Genomic DNA, 15,250 nt, shown 5'->3' on the forward strand with positions numbered 1-15,250 from the left:
TCTCAACACGAAACTAAACTTTATCTTCTTAGTAACAGCTTTATACTCTGCGTACCTGAGTCGGTAACCAGGCGAGCGATGTACATGCCATCTGACATGGTTTGCCCCTCCAGCTCATACTCATACAATTGGTTTGCTTTGGCGGTACCCTCTCCTACTTTCCGGACAAGCCGGCCGTTCATATCGTATACCTCCAGGGTATAGGCCTCGTCTTTTTCCAGCGCAAAGGAGATGGTGGTTCTGTCGGAAAAAGCGTTCGGATAGGCCATCAGCTTAGCAGCTACTTCTGCTCCAGGCAATTGTATACCGAGCGCCTCCAGCTCTGCCTTTGCCAGTAAATCCGGGTTTTTCGGATCGTAAAGTACCATCGCGCCCATCCCTATGCGGTTGGTGGCCGTGGCCTCCTCCGCATCACCAGCCTGGTTATCGTATACGATCCGGCCGCTTTCTTCTTCCCAGATCATCAGCCTCAAACGGTCGTTCGGGTTCTTTACATTCAGGGCGTGGTTCACGATGGCCACCAGAAATCCATAGCCGCTTTTGCCGTTGATCGTCCCTTTCCCTTTAAAATTGGCCTCTTGTCCAAAAACAATCAGACGCTCGGCCTCAAAGGAAGTGCTCTTGAAATTCAGGTCGTTCTCCTTCAGTTGGAAAGCCACCTGTCCCTGCACCTGTTCGGTTTTGTTGCGGTATTGCACGGCCACGCCAAAATAGCCCCTTCCTTCCTGCTGCATAAAATCCATCTGGGTGTTTTGAGGAGAGTGGAGCCAACCAGCAGCTGCCACAATGCGGTCGTCGGGGTTGTACACTGCTACTTTATGCGTGGCCGAATGCGTGCCGCAGTTGTTGCCGTAACTGGCGTTCACTTCGTAAAAACCCGCAGAAGCCGGCCAATTTGTTGTGATTTGTGCAGTGTTTTGTCCACTGAGTCTGACAGGTCCCGGTCCATCCACAGACCAGGTATAGGAAGTGGCCTTTGTGCCTTCCAAGGTATAGGCGACGTCTTTTGCACCGGCCCTAACCTTATCCGGCCCGGCTATTGCTTGCTGAACTGCAGGGGCACATGGCGCATCCTGGCTGTATTTGATGGTAAAGGCTTTCCTAGTCGTGGCGTTCTGATAGTTAAGGCCTGTCAGGTATAGGTTATTCTTCGCGTCCAAGGTAAAATCCATCATGAAATCAGATCCCAGACCCAGCAAATTATCCGACTCTTTCGTCCAAATTACCTCTCCATCTTCAGTGTTATGACTGGCTAGTACAAAGGTTCTTCTTATATTGCCTGCCAGGTAAACACTTCCCTTGTTGTCCAGCATGAGTCTGGTCCCGCTTTCACTCTGGATCCATTCTTCATGCCGATGCGCCCATATCTCTGATCCGTCGGTCGAATTGTACTTGAGTACGGAAATCTGCATGCCGTTTACATCACTTTGGTTAATACCAGCCACGTACACACCTCCCGCATTGTCAACAGCTATCGCTTCCGGCACATCGCGCCTGCCATCTGTACCGAAGTATGAGACCCATGCCTCTTTGCCATCCTCCGCATTGTATTTGATGGTCGCGAAATTGTTGACAATCGATTTTGTTCCTGTCACATAAATTCCACCGGTACCATCCGCAGCTATAGCTGCAGGATAACCTTCATGGTGTATGGCAATCCAGCGTTCTTCGCCGTTGGCACTGTTATACTTTATGGTAGCCATTTGAACCGTCCTGTCACTGCCGAAAACCGAGCCGGTAACATACAGGTTGCCATTTCCGTCGAGGACAAGGTCTTTTACATGATCATACCCGGAATTTCCGCCATACCTTTTCTCCCAGAGCCTGCTCCCTGAAGCCGCATCAAATTTTATAGTGAGGAAGGAGCTGATCATTTCAAAGCTCACCCTTGGTTTATGCTCAGCGCCTGCCACATAAATATTTCCGGAGTCATCGAGTACCAATGCATTTATATCAACTTGCAACTCAGAGTCTTCACGGACTTGTGACTGCCACACCAGTGCACCATTTGTAGCCTGCAACTTCAGTAGCAGCCCTTTGGAAGTTGCCACGTACACGTCTCCCTCCTTATCCAAAGAGATAAAGTTTTTGCTGTAAGCTTCCCGTTTGTCTTTATAATGCGTGCTCCAAAGCATTTCTCCCGAAGCAGCATATTTAGCGGCATACACATACTTCTCTCCAAATTCAATGGAGATAATTCCAGTTACGTATGTATTTCCAGCCTCGTCTACCACTACGTCCGTCCCTGTGTACGAAACTGGTCCATTCCAACCGTATCGCTGACTCCATGCATCGTCCCCGGTCGAGGCGTTCATCCGGGTGACAATCATGTTGCGGCTTTGGTCGCCGACCTCATTATAAACACTACCAGTCAGGTATAAGCCCCCGTCATTACTAGTCAGCACCATTGACTTCAGATACGGTTGCATGTCCCTGAGTCGCTTTTCCCAAACGCGAGTACCTGATGCTCCATCGTAATGAACGACGATATAGTTATACTTATCCCCCTGGAAATAGCTGGTGCCGGCTATAAAAACACCTCCCTGTCCGTCTACTGCTATAGAACCTGCCTGATTGTAATCAGCACCGCTACTGCTATACCTGTCAGACCAGATGATCTCACCACTCAATGCGTTGAGCTTCAGCGTCGAAATAATTGACATGCCGTCTTCGCTGATGCCTGTCACGTAGACACCTCCGGCACCGTCCAAGGCTATATCACGCCCTTCACTCATCCTCGTACCACCACGATACGTCGTAACCCAATGCTGCTGGCCGGTGTTCGGGTCATACTTTAGGAAGATCATGTCGTCGCTGTTCCCAACAACATAAACGCCAGTCTCATCCAACTCCAGGCGGCGTCCCACTTGTCGAGGCTCCCCACCAACTATGCGTCCGGCTACCCAGGCCTGTGATCCATCCTGGGTATTGTATTTAATCGTCGTAATGGCGTTAGCATTAACAGTTACATCTGAATCCGGGAAGGGTTTGTATTTCTCCAGGGTGCTACCGGTCACGTATACTCCGCCTCTGTTATCCACTTTTATATCGGCGATACCGTCAGCCAGGCCGGCGCTTCCACCAAACTGCTGCTGCCACTGCAAGGCTCCGGTTGCCGCATTGAATTTAGCGAGCCTGTAGTCTGCATTAACTGTTGCCGCCATGTATACTCCCCCGGACTTGTCTACTGCTATGCCGGCCACATCAGCCAGGCTTTCATCTTTGCCATACTCGACGGCCTATACCTGGCTTCCGTCAGCTGCATTCAACTTGATTATGGTCGCCTCCCGGCTATCCTCCGAGGCGTTCCGTTCCCGCCAGCTTATCAGCCCCGTTACATACACGTTGCCGGCATGATCGATGGTAATATCCCGGGTTTCCTCATGATAGATTTGTCGGTTATAAGCTTCCTTGTTTCTAAAAGCCCACAATAACTGTCCGGTGGGACTATACTTTACCATAACAATCCGTTTGCTTGCCAACTCCCCCACTTCACTGAAACCGGCCATATAGATGTTGCCTTCAGAGTCAGTGGCTGAAGTTATCATCACGCCCGAGCCGCTTGGGGGTGTGTCAAAGTCCCTTAGCCATTCTTCTTTCAGGCCTTGCGCCCAAGCCGTAGATGTTAAGAAAAAAAGAGGCAATACGATAAGACAGAGGCGCATGCTGAGTGCCTCCCTAATGAGGAATAAATGTTTGATCATAGTTTTGTAGAGTTAAAGTGTTTTCAAAGGCAAAAAGCGTAACTGTAGTGTAATTATTTTAATAAAGAAGGGTGGAAGATAGGACCGCGTAGTCAGTGCTACCGAGCCTTAGGGTAGGTACAGGGGTGGCATAGCCTATGGTAAACGAAACGGAAGCATCTAAGTCCATCAGCACAATGCTGCGGCTGCCGTTGTCAAACCACCAGGCCGGGTATTAAAACGTTTATAAACAGTACTAAAACGCATTGAAATAGGTTACACCAAAATACGGGTGAATGCATAATTCTTCCGGGTGAACGTTTTCGTATTCCTGGCCAGAACTATTCTGACATACCCGGTCAGGCTTTAAATGTATCTGAGGAGGTGGATTACAGTTAAATTTTTCAGGTTGACGAAAGGCAGATAAGTCATGTCGCCACTCTGACATGATGCCTGTATATTTTTACAAGCCGGGAGGCTTATTAAATATTCTTGTCGTGAACAATCCAAAAAGAAGATAGGCTATGCTGATAGGAAGGTGCATGTTGAGATAAGTCCAGGGCTAAATGAAAAAAGCGCGGGACAACCTGCAGCACATTACTATTACTGCTGAATCGGGCGCGGGTCTTGTGAAATCCACCGTAAAAGGACAGCGCAAACTCATCAAGATCGGATCGATGATTCCTTTACGGGCACTAACGACCGTGACATGGGGAACGACCTATTAATCCAGAGCGGAGAAACAAAGCGCCGTACCGGCACCGTCACGCTTTTGCGCTAACGCGGCCGGTACGACACTTCTTTTTACTTTTCCACCACTATTTTCACGGACAACACTTTCCCTCCGCTCGAGATCCGAGCCAGGTACATGCCAGCTAGCAGCTCGGAAACATTCAGCTGCACTTCTGTCACTTCACCTGCTTTTGCGTGGCCTTGTCGAACCTGTTGTACCCTCGCCCCTTTCATGTCAAATAACTGCAGTTCGTACGGATTGTCCGTATCCGAAGTGAAACGAACAGTAGTGATCGCCTTGGCTGGGTTTGGATAAGCTAACAGTTCTGTCGACGTCATACCTTGCACACCACGTCCATTAGTAGCCTGTAGGTTGCGGTTGTCTTTTCGGCCATTGATCACGATATTTCCCCACCCGATGCGGGGTCCGGTTTCTGTTGACAGGTCGTAGATGTCGCCTCCTGCCTCAAAATTGTCGAATACGATCGCGTTGCCGCGGCTCAAGTCCCAGATACGGATGCGGAGCTGGTCGTTGGGGTCGTTCCTGCCTTTGCCACCCGCGTCGCGCACCGACACAATATAACCGAATCGCCCTACGCCCTGCAGCTGTGCCGTCCCCTTCCAGATGGCTTGGTCTCCGGTGATCACCAACCAGTCGAGCGCTCCGCTCTGGGAGAACTTTTGCTTGTTCACGGTCAGCTGCAGTGTGCCCTGCGGCCTGGTGGCGTGCTTGTTCTGATAGCGAACAGAGAAAGAGAACGCAGCTTCGAGCCTTTGGCCATTACCACCCACACCGAAATTGGCTAAGACGATACTGCCAGAACCCTCTACATGGCCTGCTTCGGGGTCATAGATAACGTGCCACTGGTTATAGTCGCTGTTGGTCGCCTCCAGACAGCTCTCCGAGAAGTCGAGCCCCACCTGGTAGATGCCCGCCTGGGTATAGGTATGCTTGCCCGTGATGCGCGAGGTGCCGAAAGCGGTATAGGACATAGTTGGCTCTGAGCCATCGCCCCAGGTCCAGCCCAGGCCGGTGTCTTCGGTCAGGATGTATGGCGAAAAGTCAGCGGTGGTGCGTGCTTCCCAGCCCGCCCGTATGGCATAGGGCGCCAGGTATAGCTGCACGTTCACAGGTATAGCACAGTTCGGTTCTTCTACAGTTTGACTGTATTTGACTGTCAGGAGGTCAAAGTTAGTGTCAGGTGAGTGGACGGTATTCACCACATATACATTTCTGTCTTTGTCCAAAGCCAAAAGTCTCTGCTCCTGGTTCGACTGTCCTTCCTTGAACACCTCCCATACCTTGGTTCCATCTGAGGTCTGGTATTTCACGACCTGTGTACCATCCGAAGCCCTGTAGGCTACATAAATGCCTCCCGTCTGGTCAAGCTCAACAGCTGAAATAGCTCCTTCGAAGGGAGATGTCCATACAACCACGGGCTCCTCTGTGCTCAACTTGATTAACCTGATATTAAAACTCGTCACATAGGCCCCGCCAGCATTGTCAAGCATCAGATTCGACAAGCTACCTGAATTGGTAACCTCGTCAATAGTAGGCTGACGCCACACGAATGCTCCGCTAGCTGCTTCAAACTTTAGAAGGTAGGCCACATGCTCACCCGTTTCCAGAATGTCGTGGGCAGCCAGGTATACGCCTCCTGTGCTGTCAATGGCTATATCCGTTACCTGATGTTCAGTCTGACGGTTGCTGCTGTTGTAAATTTCGCTCCATAGCGTATTACCGTCGCTGCCCGCATACTTTACCAGAGCCAGATTGTTTACTACAGCGGGAGCGCGGGCGGTGCCGGTAACATATACATCACCTGCTTCATCTAGGGCAAAGGCAGCCAATTCATTCAGGTCACTCTCTGTTTCTAGTAGACCGTAACGTTTCGTCCAAAAACTCTGTCCTGTTTCAGTGTCAACTTTGATGAGGAAATCCTCTTGGGGAAGGTTAAACTGAGGACTGACTGCTCCCATGATGTAGATACTCCCCTGCTGGTCAAGCTTTATTTCCCTGCCTACATTGGCTTCTGTTGGTCCATGGATCGCTTCCCACAATACCTCCCCTGTGGCACCGTTCACTTTATGCAGCACAATATCACGCTGCGCGCTACCGCGTAGTGCTTGCACCATGATATACACCATGCCTGTAGCGTCTACTGCCAAGTGTTTCGTCTGCCGGATATCGCTGTTATAGAACTGCCTGTTCCAAAGCAGCTCCCCATCAGGTGAGTACTTGAGCAGAAAAGCATGTTGATACTGGCGTGAAGGATCAGGGTTTCCGCTGGTAGCCGTAATGTAGACATTGCCTTCATCATCCGTCACCATATTGGCTGGCTCGTCTATACCTGGCAAGGTGTGGATGAAAGTAACATTGAAAACAAGCGTACCCGTAGCTGCCTGGAGGCTGGTGACAAAAAGGTGCGTATTACCAGTCCCAGATGTTCCGCCCAAGTGCAGGGTGCCTGCTTCGGAGAGGGCCATTGTCTGCAGTAAATTTATGCTGTCTGCAGGAGAAGTATACTCCCAGGCGACGTTTCCGCTGCTTGCTCCATACCTGCGCACCACATACCCCGTTCCGTTTTGCCTGCTGCCCAGGTATAGATTTCCGGCTTCGTCTGCTACTACGCCGGCAGCTGTACCTGCTGACGTGGTTGCCCAGGTTAACGAACCAGTAGAAGCGCTGTGCCGCGCCAAATGGGGCTGCCCTTGCAAGGTGCTTGTCAGGTATAGCCCGCCAGCCTCGTCCGCTATCAGCTGCTCAGGCAGAGCGTTTCCCTCCAACCGTTTGAGCCATACCTGCCTGCCTGTAGCCGCGTCGTACTTAATCAAGGAACTTCCTGTGGGACTGTCAGGATCTGTCGTATAGTGGATTCCCCAGGTATAAACGCCCCCTGTTTCGTCCACGGCAAGTTGCATGGCGCGGTCCTGCAGGGGCGTGTCGTATTGCTGGAACCAGACCAAAGAGCCGTCTGCCCCGCTGCGCTTTGTCGTCAGCATTTGGCTGGCCTTGTCCGCTATACCTGAACTGCCTGTCAGGTAGATGTCGCCCTGGCTGTCCAGCGCTATACCTGCCAGATGCTCGTAAGCGGGAGGCATGTCGCTCCTGGACAGCGTTTGCCGCCATAACCTATCTCCGCTAGAGGAATCGTATTTAAACAAAAGAGAGTAATCGTCTGTAGCATTTAAACTGACGGAGCCAACCATTACCAGTCCTCCCCTGTTATCTGCCAGCAGTTCTATACCTGTCATCGTGGCGCTAGGTGATTCGCCCTGCTGCCATACCATTTGCCCATCGGTTAACGTGTATTTCACCACATACACAGTTGTTCTGGAGCCCATGTCAACCGTGGAGGCAACCACGTAAAAGCCCGTTTCATCTAGTGCGACATCCACCAAGGCATGCGGATATTGAAATAAAGGAAAATGCTGCTGCCAGAGCACTTCGCCAGCGGGGCTGAACTTAGCCGCCACAAAGGCATCGAAATTGGTAGGAGAACCCAGGGTAGTGCTTCTGCTATTGCCGGCGATATAAGTGTTGCCGGCTGCATCGACGGCGCTGAAAGCACTTGACTCAAATGTGGGGAAAGCACTGCCGTAGCGCCTCTCCCATTCTTCTGTTACCTGCTGCGCCGAAGCAGACAGACTAAGGGTGTGCAGAACTAAAACAAGAACAAACAAAAATCCAAAGCCCCGTCTGGGCGAGTGTAAAAAAACTAACATGGCAATTGGGTAAAATTTAATTTATCATACAGGAGTTAAATAAAAGCCAGAGCAGAGCAGCTCCAGAGCCAGGAGAAGCGAAGAGGAAGCACAGACGATCAGAACGCAATCATTCATCATCAGGCAAAATAAATGAAAGCTGAAAAAATAATTTATACGTATAGTTATACGCACAAAACATAGTAACCGGATAAGAATAATTTGAACGTTTGCCATACCTCATAGTAGTTGACACAACCTGCTTTGCATGAGGAGGAAAGCTAACTGACCGACCTTCCAGCACCATTATTTCCCGATTCAGATATATGCTTGTATATTTGTATACACCCTCCCTACCGGGTGACGTTAAAAGAAGTACAAGACACCAAAAAGAAGATAGACTATGTTTGATATGATGGGCATGATGGGCAAGATGAAAGAAGTCCAGGCCAAAATGAAAGAAGCGCAGGACAACCTGCAGCATATTACCGTTACCGCCGAATCGGGTGCAGGCCTCGTAAAGGCTACCGTAAACGGACAGCGCAAACTCCTCAAGATCGAGATCGACGACTCCATTCTGAACACCAACGACCGCGACATGGTGAACGACCTGGTCGTAGCCGCTGTGAACAACGCCATGCTGACAGCAGGTGAGCGCGCGCAGGAAGAAATGAAAAAGAGCACAGAAGGCCTTTTACCTAATATTCCCGGTTTAGATTTAGGAAACTTTGGTCTCTAATCCCAGCCTCACGGCTATTGTTATCCTTAACTGGAACGGACTCCGCTATCTGCAGGAGTTTCTGCCATCGGTAGTGGCCAACAGCACAGGCTGCGAAGTCATTGTGGCCGACAATGCCTCTACCGATGGCTCTATTCCCTTTTTACAGGAGCACTTCCCCCAGGTGCGCATCATCCAAAACGACGATAACTACGGTTTTTGCGAAGGCTATAACATTGCCCTGCGCCAGGTGGATGCCAAGTACTACGTGCTGCTCAACTCCGATGTAGGGGTGCCCCCGAACTGGACAGAGCCGATCATCCAGCTGATGGAGTCTGACGAGAACATCGCTGTCTGCCAGCCCAAGATCGTTTCGCAGCAGCACCCCGACTTCTTTGAGTATGCGGGTGCAGGCGGCGGTATGCTGGATGCACTGGGCTACCCCTATTGTCGTGGGCGGTTGTTTGAGACGCTGGAAGAGGACAAGGGACAGTATAATAATGTAGCAGAAGTTTTCTGGGCAACGGGCGCCTGCATGTTCGTGCGGGCCAACGTCTTTCACGGACTAGGCGGACTCGAGCCTGCTTTTTTTGCGCACATGGAGGAGATCGATTTCTGCTGGCGTGCTAAGAACGTGGGCTATAAAGTGATGTACAATGGCCATAGCCAGGTATACCACGTGGGAGGCGGTACGCTACACAAGTCAAATCCGCGCAAAACTTACCTGAACTTCAGAAACGGTATGGCGCTATTGTACAAAAACCTGCCAGCCGGTGAGCTGTTTTCGACTGTTGTTATACGCATTCTGCTAGACTGGCTGGCTGCCTTGCGTATGCTGCTGGCAGGGCAGTCGGCAGACGCCAAAGCGGTGCTCAATGCACACGCCGATCTCTTGCGCAACAGCAAGTATTGGCGGCAGCGCAGAAAGGAACAGCAACTGAAAGGTACTTTTCCGGCTATGTCAGGCGTTTACAGGGGAAGTATTGTGTGGCAGTACTTTGTGCGCCAGCGGCGCACGGTGCGGGAGTTATAAGTCCCAAACGGTACTGCGTTCGCGGCGCAGGTGCTTGCTTACGTTCATCCAGAAGGCCATGATAAAGTATAGGATGACCGGCGAGCCCAATGTGAAAAACGAAATGTAGATAAAGGACAGGCGGATGCTGCTAGAGGCTATTCCAAGCTTCTCTCCCAACATGGTGCAGACACCAAAAGCCTGAGATTCTATAAAGTATTGTAGCCTTTTCACTTGCGTTTGATTTAAATTTAAAAGTAGGAAATTAATAGATTTCCGTCAAAAATTTGACAAAAAAATCGTGGTATGGCAGTGTATTAACGCATGCCCCCAGCTATATCTTACGTTGGTTACCCAAATCTGATATGAAACACAACAAAAAAAACGCCGCTTTGTTCCTGCCACTCGCCGTGGCGATGCTCTCTGCCAACACAGGCTGCACCCTGCAGCGCATGGTAAAACAGGCTGAAAAACAGGAAATTGAAGTGTCGCCTAACCCCCTGGTAGCCAACGGCGAAGAGGTGGTTTTTGAGATGAAGGCCACCCTGCCGGAGAAGATGCTCAAAAAAAATCAGGACTATCGCTACAAGATCGATGTGGTTTACGAAGCAGCCGGTCAGCAGCGCGAACACCTGGGCGCACTCAACTTCGACATTGGCAACTACCTCTACGAGAACAATCGCCCGACCATCACGCAGGAGTTCTCTTTCCCCTATGCGCCGCACAAAAACAAAGGCCGCCTGCTGATACAGGGCACCGCCATTGATAAGCGCAAGCGTGACAAAGTTGCCTATACCCCAGAGGAGCAGGTGGCGACCGGACTGAACACCACGGCCCTGCTGATGGTGCGCAGCAATGACTATACCTATGTGCCCGACAACTATAAGACCATTGCAGAAGGTCCTGCCAGCATCGAGTTTTACTTCGATGAGAACACCTTCACGACCAAAAGCTATTTAGGAGAGAACCTGCCGGTGCTGGACCAGTACGCCATGGACACCGTAAAGCTGCAGAAGATTAAGGTGATCGGCAGTCAGGCGCCTAACGAGAAAGGGACCGACCTGGCCCAAAAACGTGCCAAAGCCCTGGCCGACTACTATCGTAGCAAGGTAAGTCTGCTCGACTATTCCGGCAAAAAAATTGAGATCAGCACGGAAACAGAACCGACTGGCTGGGCAACTCTGCTGGACCGCGTGAACAAATCGGCCTTGCCAAAGGCACAGAAACAGGAGGTTGCCGCGATTTTGCAGGGCGCAGGCTCTGATAAGCAGAAAGTGGATGCCCTGCAGCAGAGCGCAGCCTTCGATTACATTCGTCACTACGTGTACCCGACCATGCGCTTTGCCCGTGTGGAGGTGGACTATAACCGCGCCCGCAAATCAGACTACGAGCTATACCTGTTGGCCCGTCGAATTGCCGACGATAGCATCAGTGCGCAGGTGCTCACAGCTGAGGAACTGCAGTACGCCGCTACACTCACGCCTCTGCTGGCCGAGCGCCGCAAGCTGTACGAAGCTGCCGTGAAGACTACCGACAAATGGCCCGCTTATTACAATCTGGGTGTGGTATATACCGAGATGGCCCGCAAAGAGTATCGTCCTAAGGCAAAGGAAGCCCTGCTGGACAAGGCCATTCACAACCTGAATTTCGCCGGCTTCCGCAACCCGACTGCCGAAGTAAACTATGCCCTGGCCAGTGCTTATCACCTGCGCGGTGAGCGTGAAAAAGCCCTGCAGATTTACGACTATGCCATCAAACTGGGTGGTGAGCAGGAACTTCTGCATCGTATCTTCACCGACAAAGCAGCTCTGGAAATGGAGATGGGCCTTTACGACGAAGCCATCCGCAGCCTGACCTATTCCGGCGACGATTACCAGACGAACATGAACCTGGGGCTGAGCTATCTGTTGAAAGAAAACTACGAAGGAGCCCGCCAGTACTACGAAAAGGCCTTGGAATTAAAGGAGGAAGATCCGCTGGCGCACTACTCGCTGGCCGTATTGGGAGCGCGTATGCAAAACGAGGGCATGGTGCGCATCCACCTGCGCCGGGCTATACAACGCGACCGCAGCTACATGGAGCGCGCCTTCGACGACCCGGAGTTTGCCGCTTATCATGGAAAACAATCCTTCCGGGAGGGATTGGTGCGATAAGTTGCCGCTTATACATTGCAAATTGAAAGACTTATCTTAATTTTACCAGCTGAACAGAGATTTTAACATTACTATGCGAAGTATACAGTTTAGAGAAGCCCTTCGTGAAGCCATGTCAGAAGAAATGCGCCGCGACAAGAGCGTGTTCCTGATGGGTGAAGAAGTAGCCGAATACAATGGCGCCTATAAGGTTAGCCAGGGCATGCTGGACGAGTTTGGTCCGGAGCGCGTGATTGACACTCCTATCGCCGAACTCGGCTTTGCCGGTATTGGTGTAGGCGCCTCCATGAACGGCCTGCGCCCGATCATTGAGTTCATGACCTTCAACTTCTCGCTGGTGGCCATTGACCAGGTGATCAACTCTGCCGCCAAAATGATGTCGATGTCAGGTGGTCAGTATTCTTGCCCAATGGTGTTCCGCGGCCCTACCGGTAGCGCCGGTATGCTGTCTTCGCAGCACTCTCAGAACTTCGAAAACTGGTATGCTAACACACCAGGCCTTAAAGTAGTGGTTCCATCCAACCCATACGATGCCAAAGGTCTGATGAAGTCTGCCATTCGCGACAACGACCCGGTTATCTTCATGGAGTCGGAGCAGATGTACGGCGACAAAGGCGAGGTGCCTGAAGAAGAATACCTGATTCCGATCGGTGTGGCTGACATCAAGCGCGAAGGTACTGACGTAACCATTGTATCGTTTGGCAAGATGATGAAAGTGGCCCTGGCGGCTGCCGACGAACTGGCCAAAGACGGCATCGAGGCGGAAGTAATCGACCTGCGCACCGTGCGTCCGATCGACTATAAGACACTGATTGAGTCAGTAAAGAAAACCAACCGCATGGTGGTAGTGGAAGAAGCATGGCCACTGGCCTCTATCTCTGCCGAGTTGGCCTACCATATCCAAAGCAACGCCTTTGATTACATGGATGCCCCGGTGAAGCGTGTAACCTGCCGCGACGTGCCACTTCCGTATGCTCCTACCCTGATAGAAGCATCGTTGCCAAACGTAGAGCGCACCATCGCCGCTGTAAAGCAAGTAACGTATCAGAAAGCGTAAGCTAAACTGAAATTCATAAGAAAACGGCCCCTGGTTCTAAGAACAAGGGGCCTTTTTGATTTAAAACCCGACACAGTCGGATGGTGGCACCTGCACGCCGCCGGCCTGCTCGTACACCAGCTTTGCACCAAGGTGGCCGGTATACGCCAAAAATCCGCTTCCTGCCAGCATGAGCAACACAACGACTGCCGATAACGGCCGCTTATACCTTTGCACCCAATCTACCGCGAAACTCAGGTCGAGTAAGGCAGCTCCCGTAAACAGATAAGCCAGATTGTAGGCTGCCAGTTCGTGGCTCTTCAGCACGGTAGGGTCGCACAGTTTCCGGGACACAATGCCATCAGCCAGGTCACCGGTATAGATGCTGAACCAGGCGCCCACTGTACCCGCATAAAGCAGGTATGCGCCCATGCGATGCCAAAAGGCAGCAGACTGCGACTTCAGAGACACAGCCAGCAATTTCGCAAGGGTGGCAAAGAGCAACAGCGCTACCGGGAAATGCACCGTAAGTGGATGCCAGGCCTCGGTTCGCCAGCTCAGCAGCTCCTCCATAGGCCTAGTTCAGAATGCGCACGGCCACAGGGTCCAGGCGCTGGCCCACTTTCTCCACCTGCACTTCTACCCTGCTGCCTTCCTGCAGCTGGTCAAAAGCCACGGTTTCTCCATTTCGGGTTAGCGTAGTGGCGTCTGTAAAGTAGAGCTCCAGGGTCTTGTTGTCATCGGTCTGCACGTAAATCTCTGTTTTCTCAGGCACCGCTTTTTTTACACTTCCCTGGTACGTGCCAGACTCCACCACATCGGTGCCGCCGCTATCGCAGCCATACATAAACAGGGTTAGCATGGCAAACACAGCCAGCCAGGATTTCAGGTTTTTCATAAGGCATAGGATTTAGGTTTATGAATACTGTTTGGGATCACACCTACCAGAGGCTGTTCCTGCAGACAGTGCAATACATCTTATACGCTATATATTTTATTTGTGTGTCTCCTTCTGAGAATTCAGCTAACCAACAAGTAGACAATGGGTATGCTGCAGGATTATACTCCGCGATCGGCTGTATTGATGAGGGCGTTTGAAATGATGGTTTCACGGATGGATTTATACCTAGCTTATTTGTGGCAGGTATGGGAATAAGATATAATAATCTAACAGGAATAGGAATCTAATTCAGACCCGACTTGCGCTTCACTTCCACTTTGCCTGTATCCTGGTCCTGCTCTACTTCCTGCTTTTCTACCTTTACGGCAGTGTCAGTGGGCCTGATGCCTCGGTCATGTTCTTCGGAGTATACTTGCGTGAACTCGGCGCCCAGCAGAAAAATAACAGACGTATAGTACACCCATACCAGAATGAGCACCAGCGAACCGGCGGCACCGTAGGTATCGGCCAAGGGGTCGTGCTGGAAGTAGATGTTAAGAACGAACTTGCCCAGGGTAAACAGAACGGCTGTCACCAAAGCGCCCACCCATACATTGGCCCAGCGGATACGGGCGTCGGGCAGCACTTTAAAGATGGCAGCGAAAATAACCGTGGCAATGGCAATCGACACCAGCATGTTGCCGATGGTGACCAGGTAAACGGCTATACCAGAGAGTTCCTGTTGCAGGTAATCGTAGACAAGTCCGAGCACCACGTCTATCGAAAGTGAAACCAGCAGCAAAAAGCCAAAGCTCACCACCAGGGCAAGTGAGAGCAGACGACCGATCACGAGCTTCATAAAGCCCTTTTCAGCTTTGGCCTTCACCTTCCACATGGCGTTGAGCGAGTCCTGCAACGCCACAAACACAGTCGTTGCGCTAAAGGCCATTACGAGTACCCCCACTACGGTGCCGATCGTGCTGGCCTCCGACTGACTTGCGTTCTCGATGATGCTTTGCACCTGCGCGGCACTGTTGCGCCCTACAATACCGCCTACCTGCTTCACCACCTCGCCCCGCACGGCCTCCTGACCGAAAGCAGCGCCCGCAATGCGAATGGTAATGATGAGCACAGCCGGTAACGAGAAAATAGTATAAAACCCTATGATGGCCGCATAGTCGAGCGGATTGTCATCGATGAACTTCTTAAACGTTCGTTTCGTGAGTTGCCAGGTTGTTGCAAGCTTTTTTTGCATGAGTTTTGCCTTTTTGCTATACCTACAGCCATACGGCAAAGCGGCATCTAAAGGTATAGCCTCCTGCGCAAATTGA

12 protein-coding genes are annotated in these 15,250 nt (G+C 51.3%); 5 read left to right on the top strand and 7 right to left on the bottom strand.

Annotated elements, in window-relative coordinates; all coding sequences use genetic code 11:
• Positions 1 to 20: 20 nt before the first annotated feature.
• Entirely contained in the window at positions 21 to 3,203 is a 3,183-nt protein-coding gene (locus C8E01_RS16390) for an outer membrane protein assembly factor BamB family protein (RefSeq protein WP_133242783.1), read from the bottom strand.
• A 36-nt stretch (positions 3,204 to 3,239) separates the two neighbouring features.
• Positions 3,240 to 3,704 carry an NHL repeat-containing protein gene (locus C8E01_RS16395; RefSeq protein WP_116544551.1) on the bottom strand — a complete coding sequence of 155 codons (465 nt, stop codon included), beginning with the start codon at positions 3,702 to 3,704 and terminating at the stop codon, positions 3,240 to 3,242.
• Between the two features lie 545 nt (positions 3,705 to 4,249).
• Here C8E01_RS16395 and C8E01_RS21830 point away from each other — a divergent pair.
• Positions 4,250 to 4,411: a YbaB/EbfC family nucleoid-associated protein gene (locus tag C8E01_RS21830; RefSeq protein ID WP_133242784.1), complete on the top strand. Its 162-nt coding sequence runs from the start codon at positions 4,250 to 4,252 to the stop codon at positions 4,409 to 4,411.
• 76 nt (positions 4,412 to 4,487) lie between these two features.
• On the opposite strand, the gene C8E01_RS16400 is transcribed toward C8E01_RS21830, so the two are convergent.
• Positions 4,488 to 8,141, bottom strand: a complete 3,654-nt coding sequence (locus C8E01_RS16400) for an outer membrane protein assembly factor BamB family protein (RefSeq protein ID WP_116544552.1) — start codon at positions 8,139 to 8,141, stop codon at positions 4,488 to 4,490.
• 382 nt (positions 8,142 to 8,523) lie between these two features.
• Here C8E01_RS16400 and C8E01_RS16405 point away from each other — a divergent pair, with 382 nt between their 5' ends.
• Both C8E01_RS16405 and C8E01_RS16410 read left to right on the top strand, forming a co-directional pair.
• Positions 8,524 to 8,859 carry a YbaB/EbfC family nucleoid-associated protein gene (locus C8E01_RS16405; RefSeq protein WP_116544553.1) on the top strand — a complete coding sequence of 112 codons (336 nt, stop codon included), beginning with the start codon at positions 8,524 to 8,526 and terminating at the stop codon, positions 8,857 to 8,859.
• Positions 8,849 to 9,871, top strand: a complete 1,023-nt coding sequence (locus tag C8E01_RS16410; RefSeq protein WP_116544554.1) for a glycosyltransferase family 2 protein — start codon at positions 8,849 to 8,851, stop codon at positions 9,869 to 9,871. Before C8E01_RS16405 ends, C8E01_RS16410 begins: the two co-directional genes overlap by 11 nt.
• Here the strand turns inward: C8E01_RS16410 and C8E01_RS16415 are convergent.
• Positions 9,866 to 10,084 (bottom strand): PspC domain-containing protein, encoded by a 219-nt coding sequence (locus C8E01_RS16415; protein WP_116544555.1) that lies wholly within the window; start codon positions 10,082 to 10,084, stop codon positions 9,866 to 9,868. The two genes, C8E01_RS16410 and C8E01_RS16415, sit on opposite strands and share 6 nt — an antisense overlap.
• A 131-nt stretch (positions 10,085 to 10,215) precedes the next feature.
• Between C8E01_RS16415 and C8E01_RS16420 the strand changes: the two genes are divergently transcribed.
• Positions 10,216 to 12,003 carry a tetratricopeptide repeat protein gene (locus C8E01_RS16420; RefSeq protein ID WP_116544556.1) on the top strand — a complete coding sequence of 596 codons (1,788 nt, stop codon included), beginning with the start codon at positions 10,216 to 10,218 and terminating at the stop codon, positions 12,001 to 12,003.
• A 73-nt stretch (positions 12,004 to 12,076) separates the two neighbouring features.
• Positions 12,077 to 13,060: a pyruvate dehydrogenase complex E1 component subunit beta gene (locus tag C8E01_RS16425; protein WP_116544557.1), complete on the top strand. Its 984-nt coding sequence runs from the start codon at positions 12,077 to 12,079 to the stop codon at positions 13,058 to 13,060.
• Positions 13,061 to 13,120: 60 nt separating this feature from the next.
• Here the strand turns inward: C8E01_RS16425 and C8E01_RS16430 are convergent, their stop codons facing one another.
• The 3 genes from C8E01_RS16430 to C8E01_RS16440 all read right to left on the bottom strand — a co-directional run bounded on the left by C8E01_RS16430 (position 13,121) and on the right by C8E01_RS16440 (position 15,174).
• The gene (locus C8E01_RS16430) at positions 13,121 to 13,612 is read right to left on the bottom strand and encodes a DUF2231 domain-containing protein (RefSeq protein ID WP_116544558.1); all 492 of its coding nucleotides are present in this window, start codon (positions 13,610 to 13,612) and stop codon (positions 13,121 to 13,123) included.
• Positions 13,613 to 13,616: 4 nt separating this feature from the next.
• Entirely contained in the window at positions 13,617 to 13,937 is a 321-nt protein-coding gene (locus C8E01_RS16435) for a hypothetical protein (protein WP_116544559.1), read from the bottom strand.
• A gap of 286 nt (positions 13,938 to 14,223) precedes the next feature.
• The gene (locus tag C8E01_RS16440) at positions 14,224 to 15,174 is read right to left on the bottom strand and encodes a YihY/virulence factor BrkB family protein (protein ID WP_116544560.1); all 951 of its coding nucleotides are present in this window, start codon (positions 15,172 to 15,174) and stop codon (positions 14,224 to 14,226) included.
• Positions 15,175 to 15,250: the final 76 nt, after the last annotated feature.

This window comes from Pontibacter virosus, from assembly GCF_003096355.1.
Lineage (GTDB): Bacteria > Bacteroidota > Bacteroidia > Cytophagales > Hymenobacteraceae > Pontibacter > Pontibacter virosus.

Bases quoted from the DNA above. Each gene is read 5' to 3' on its own strand.
- C8E01_RS16395 (WP_116544551.1), bottom strand. From the start codon at position 3,704: ATGATCAAACATTTATTCCTCATTAGGGAGGCACTCAGCATGCGCCTC.
- C8E01_RS21830 (WP_133242784.1), top strand. From the start codon at position 4,250: ATGAAAAAAGCGCGGGACAACCTGCAGCACATTACTATTACTGCTGAA.
- C8E01_RS16400 (WP_116544552.1), bottom strand. From the start codon at position 8,141: ATGTTAGTTTTTTTACACTCGCCCAGACGGGGCTTTGGATTTTTGTTT.
- C8E01_RS16405 (WP_116544553.1), top strand. From the start codon at position 8,524: ATGTTTGATATGATGGGCATGATGGGCAAGATGAAAGAAGTCCAGGCC.
- C8E01_RS16420 (WP_116544556.1), top strand. From the start codon at position 10,216: ATGAAACACAACAAAAAAAACGCCGCTTTGTTCCTGCCACTCGCCGTG.
- C8E01_RS16425 (WP_116544557.1), top strand. From the start codon at position 12,077: ATGCGAAGTATACAGTTTAGAGAAGCCCTTCGTGAAGCCATGTCAGAA.
- C8E01_RS16430 (WP_116544558.1), bottom strand. From the start codon at position 13,612: ATGGAGGAGCTGCTGAGCTGGCGAACCGAGGCCTGGCATCCACTTACG.
- C8E01_RS16435 (WP_116544559.1), bottom strand. From the start codon at position 13,937: ATGAAAAACCTGAAATCCTGGCTGGCTGTGTTTGCCATGCTAACCCTG.
- C8E01_RS16440 (WP_116544560.1), bottom strand. From the start codon at position 15,174: ATGCAAAAAAAGCTTGCAACAACCTGGCAACTCACGAAACGAACGTTT.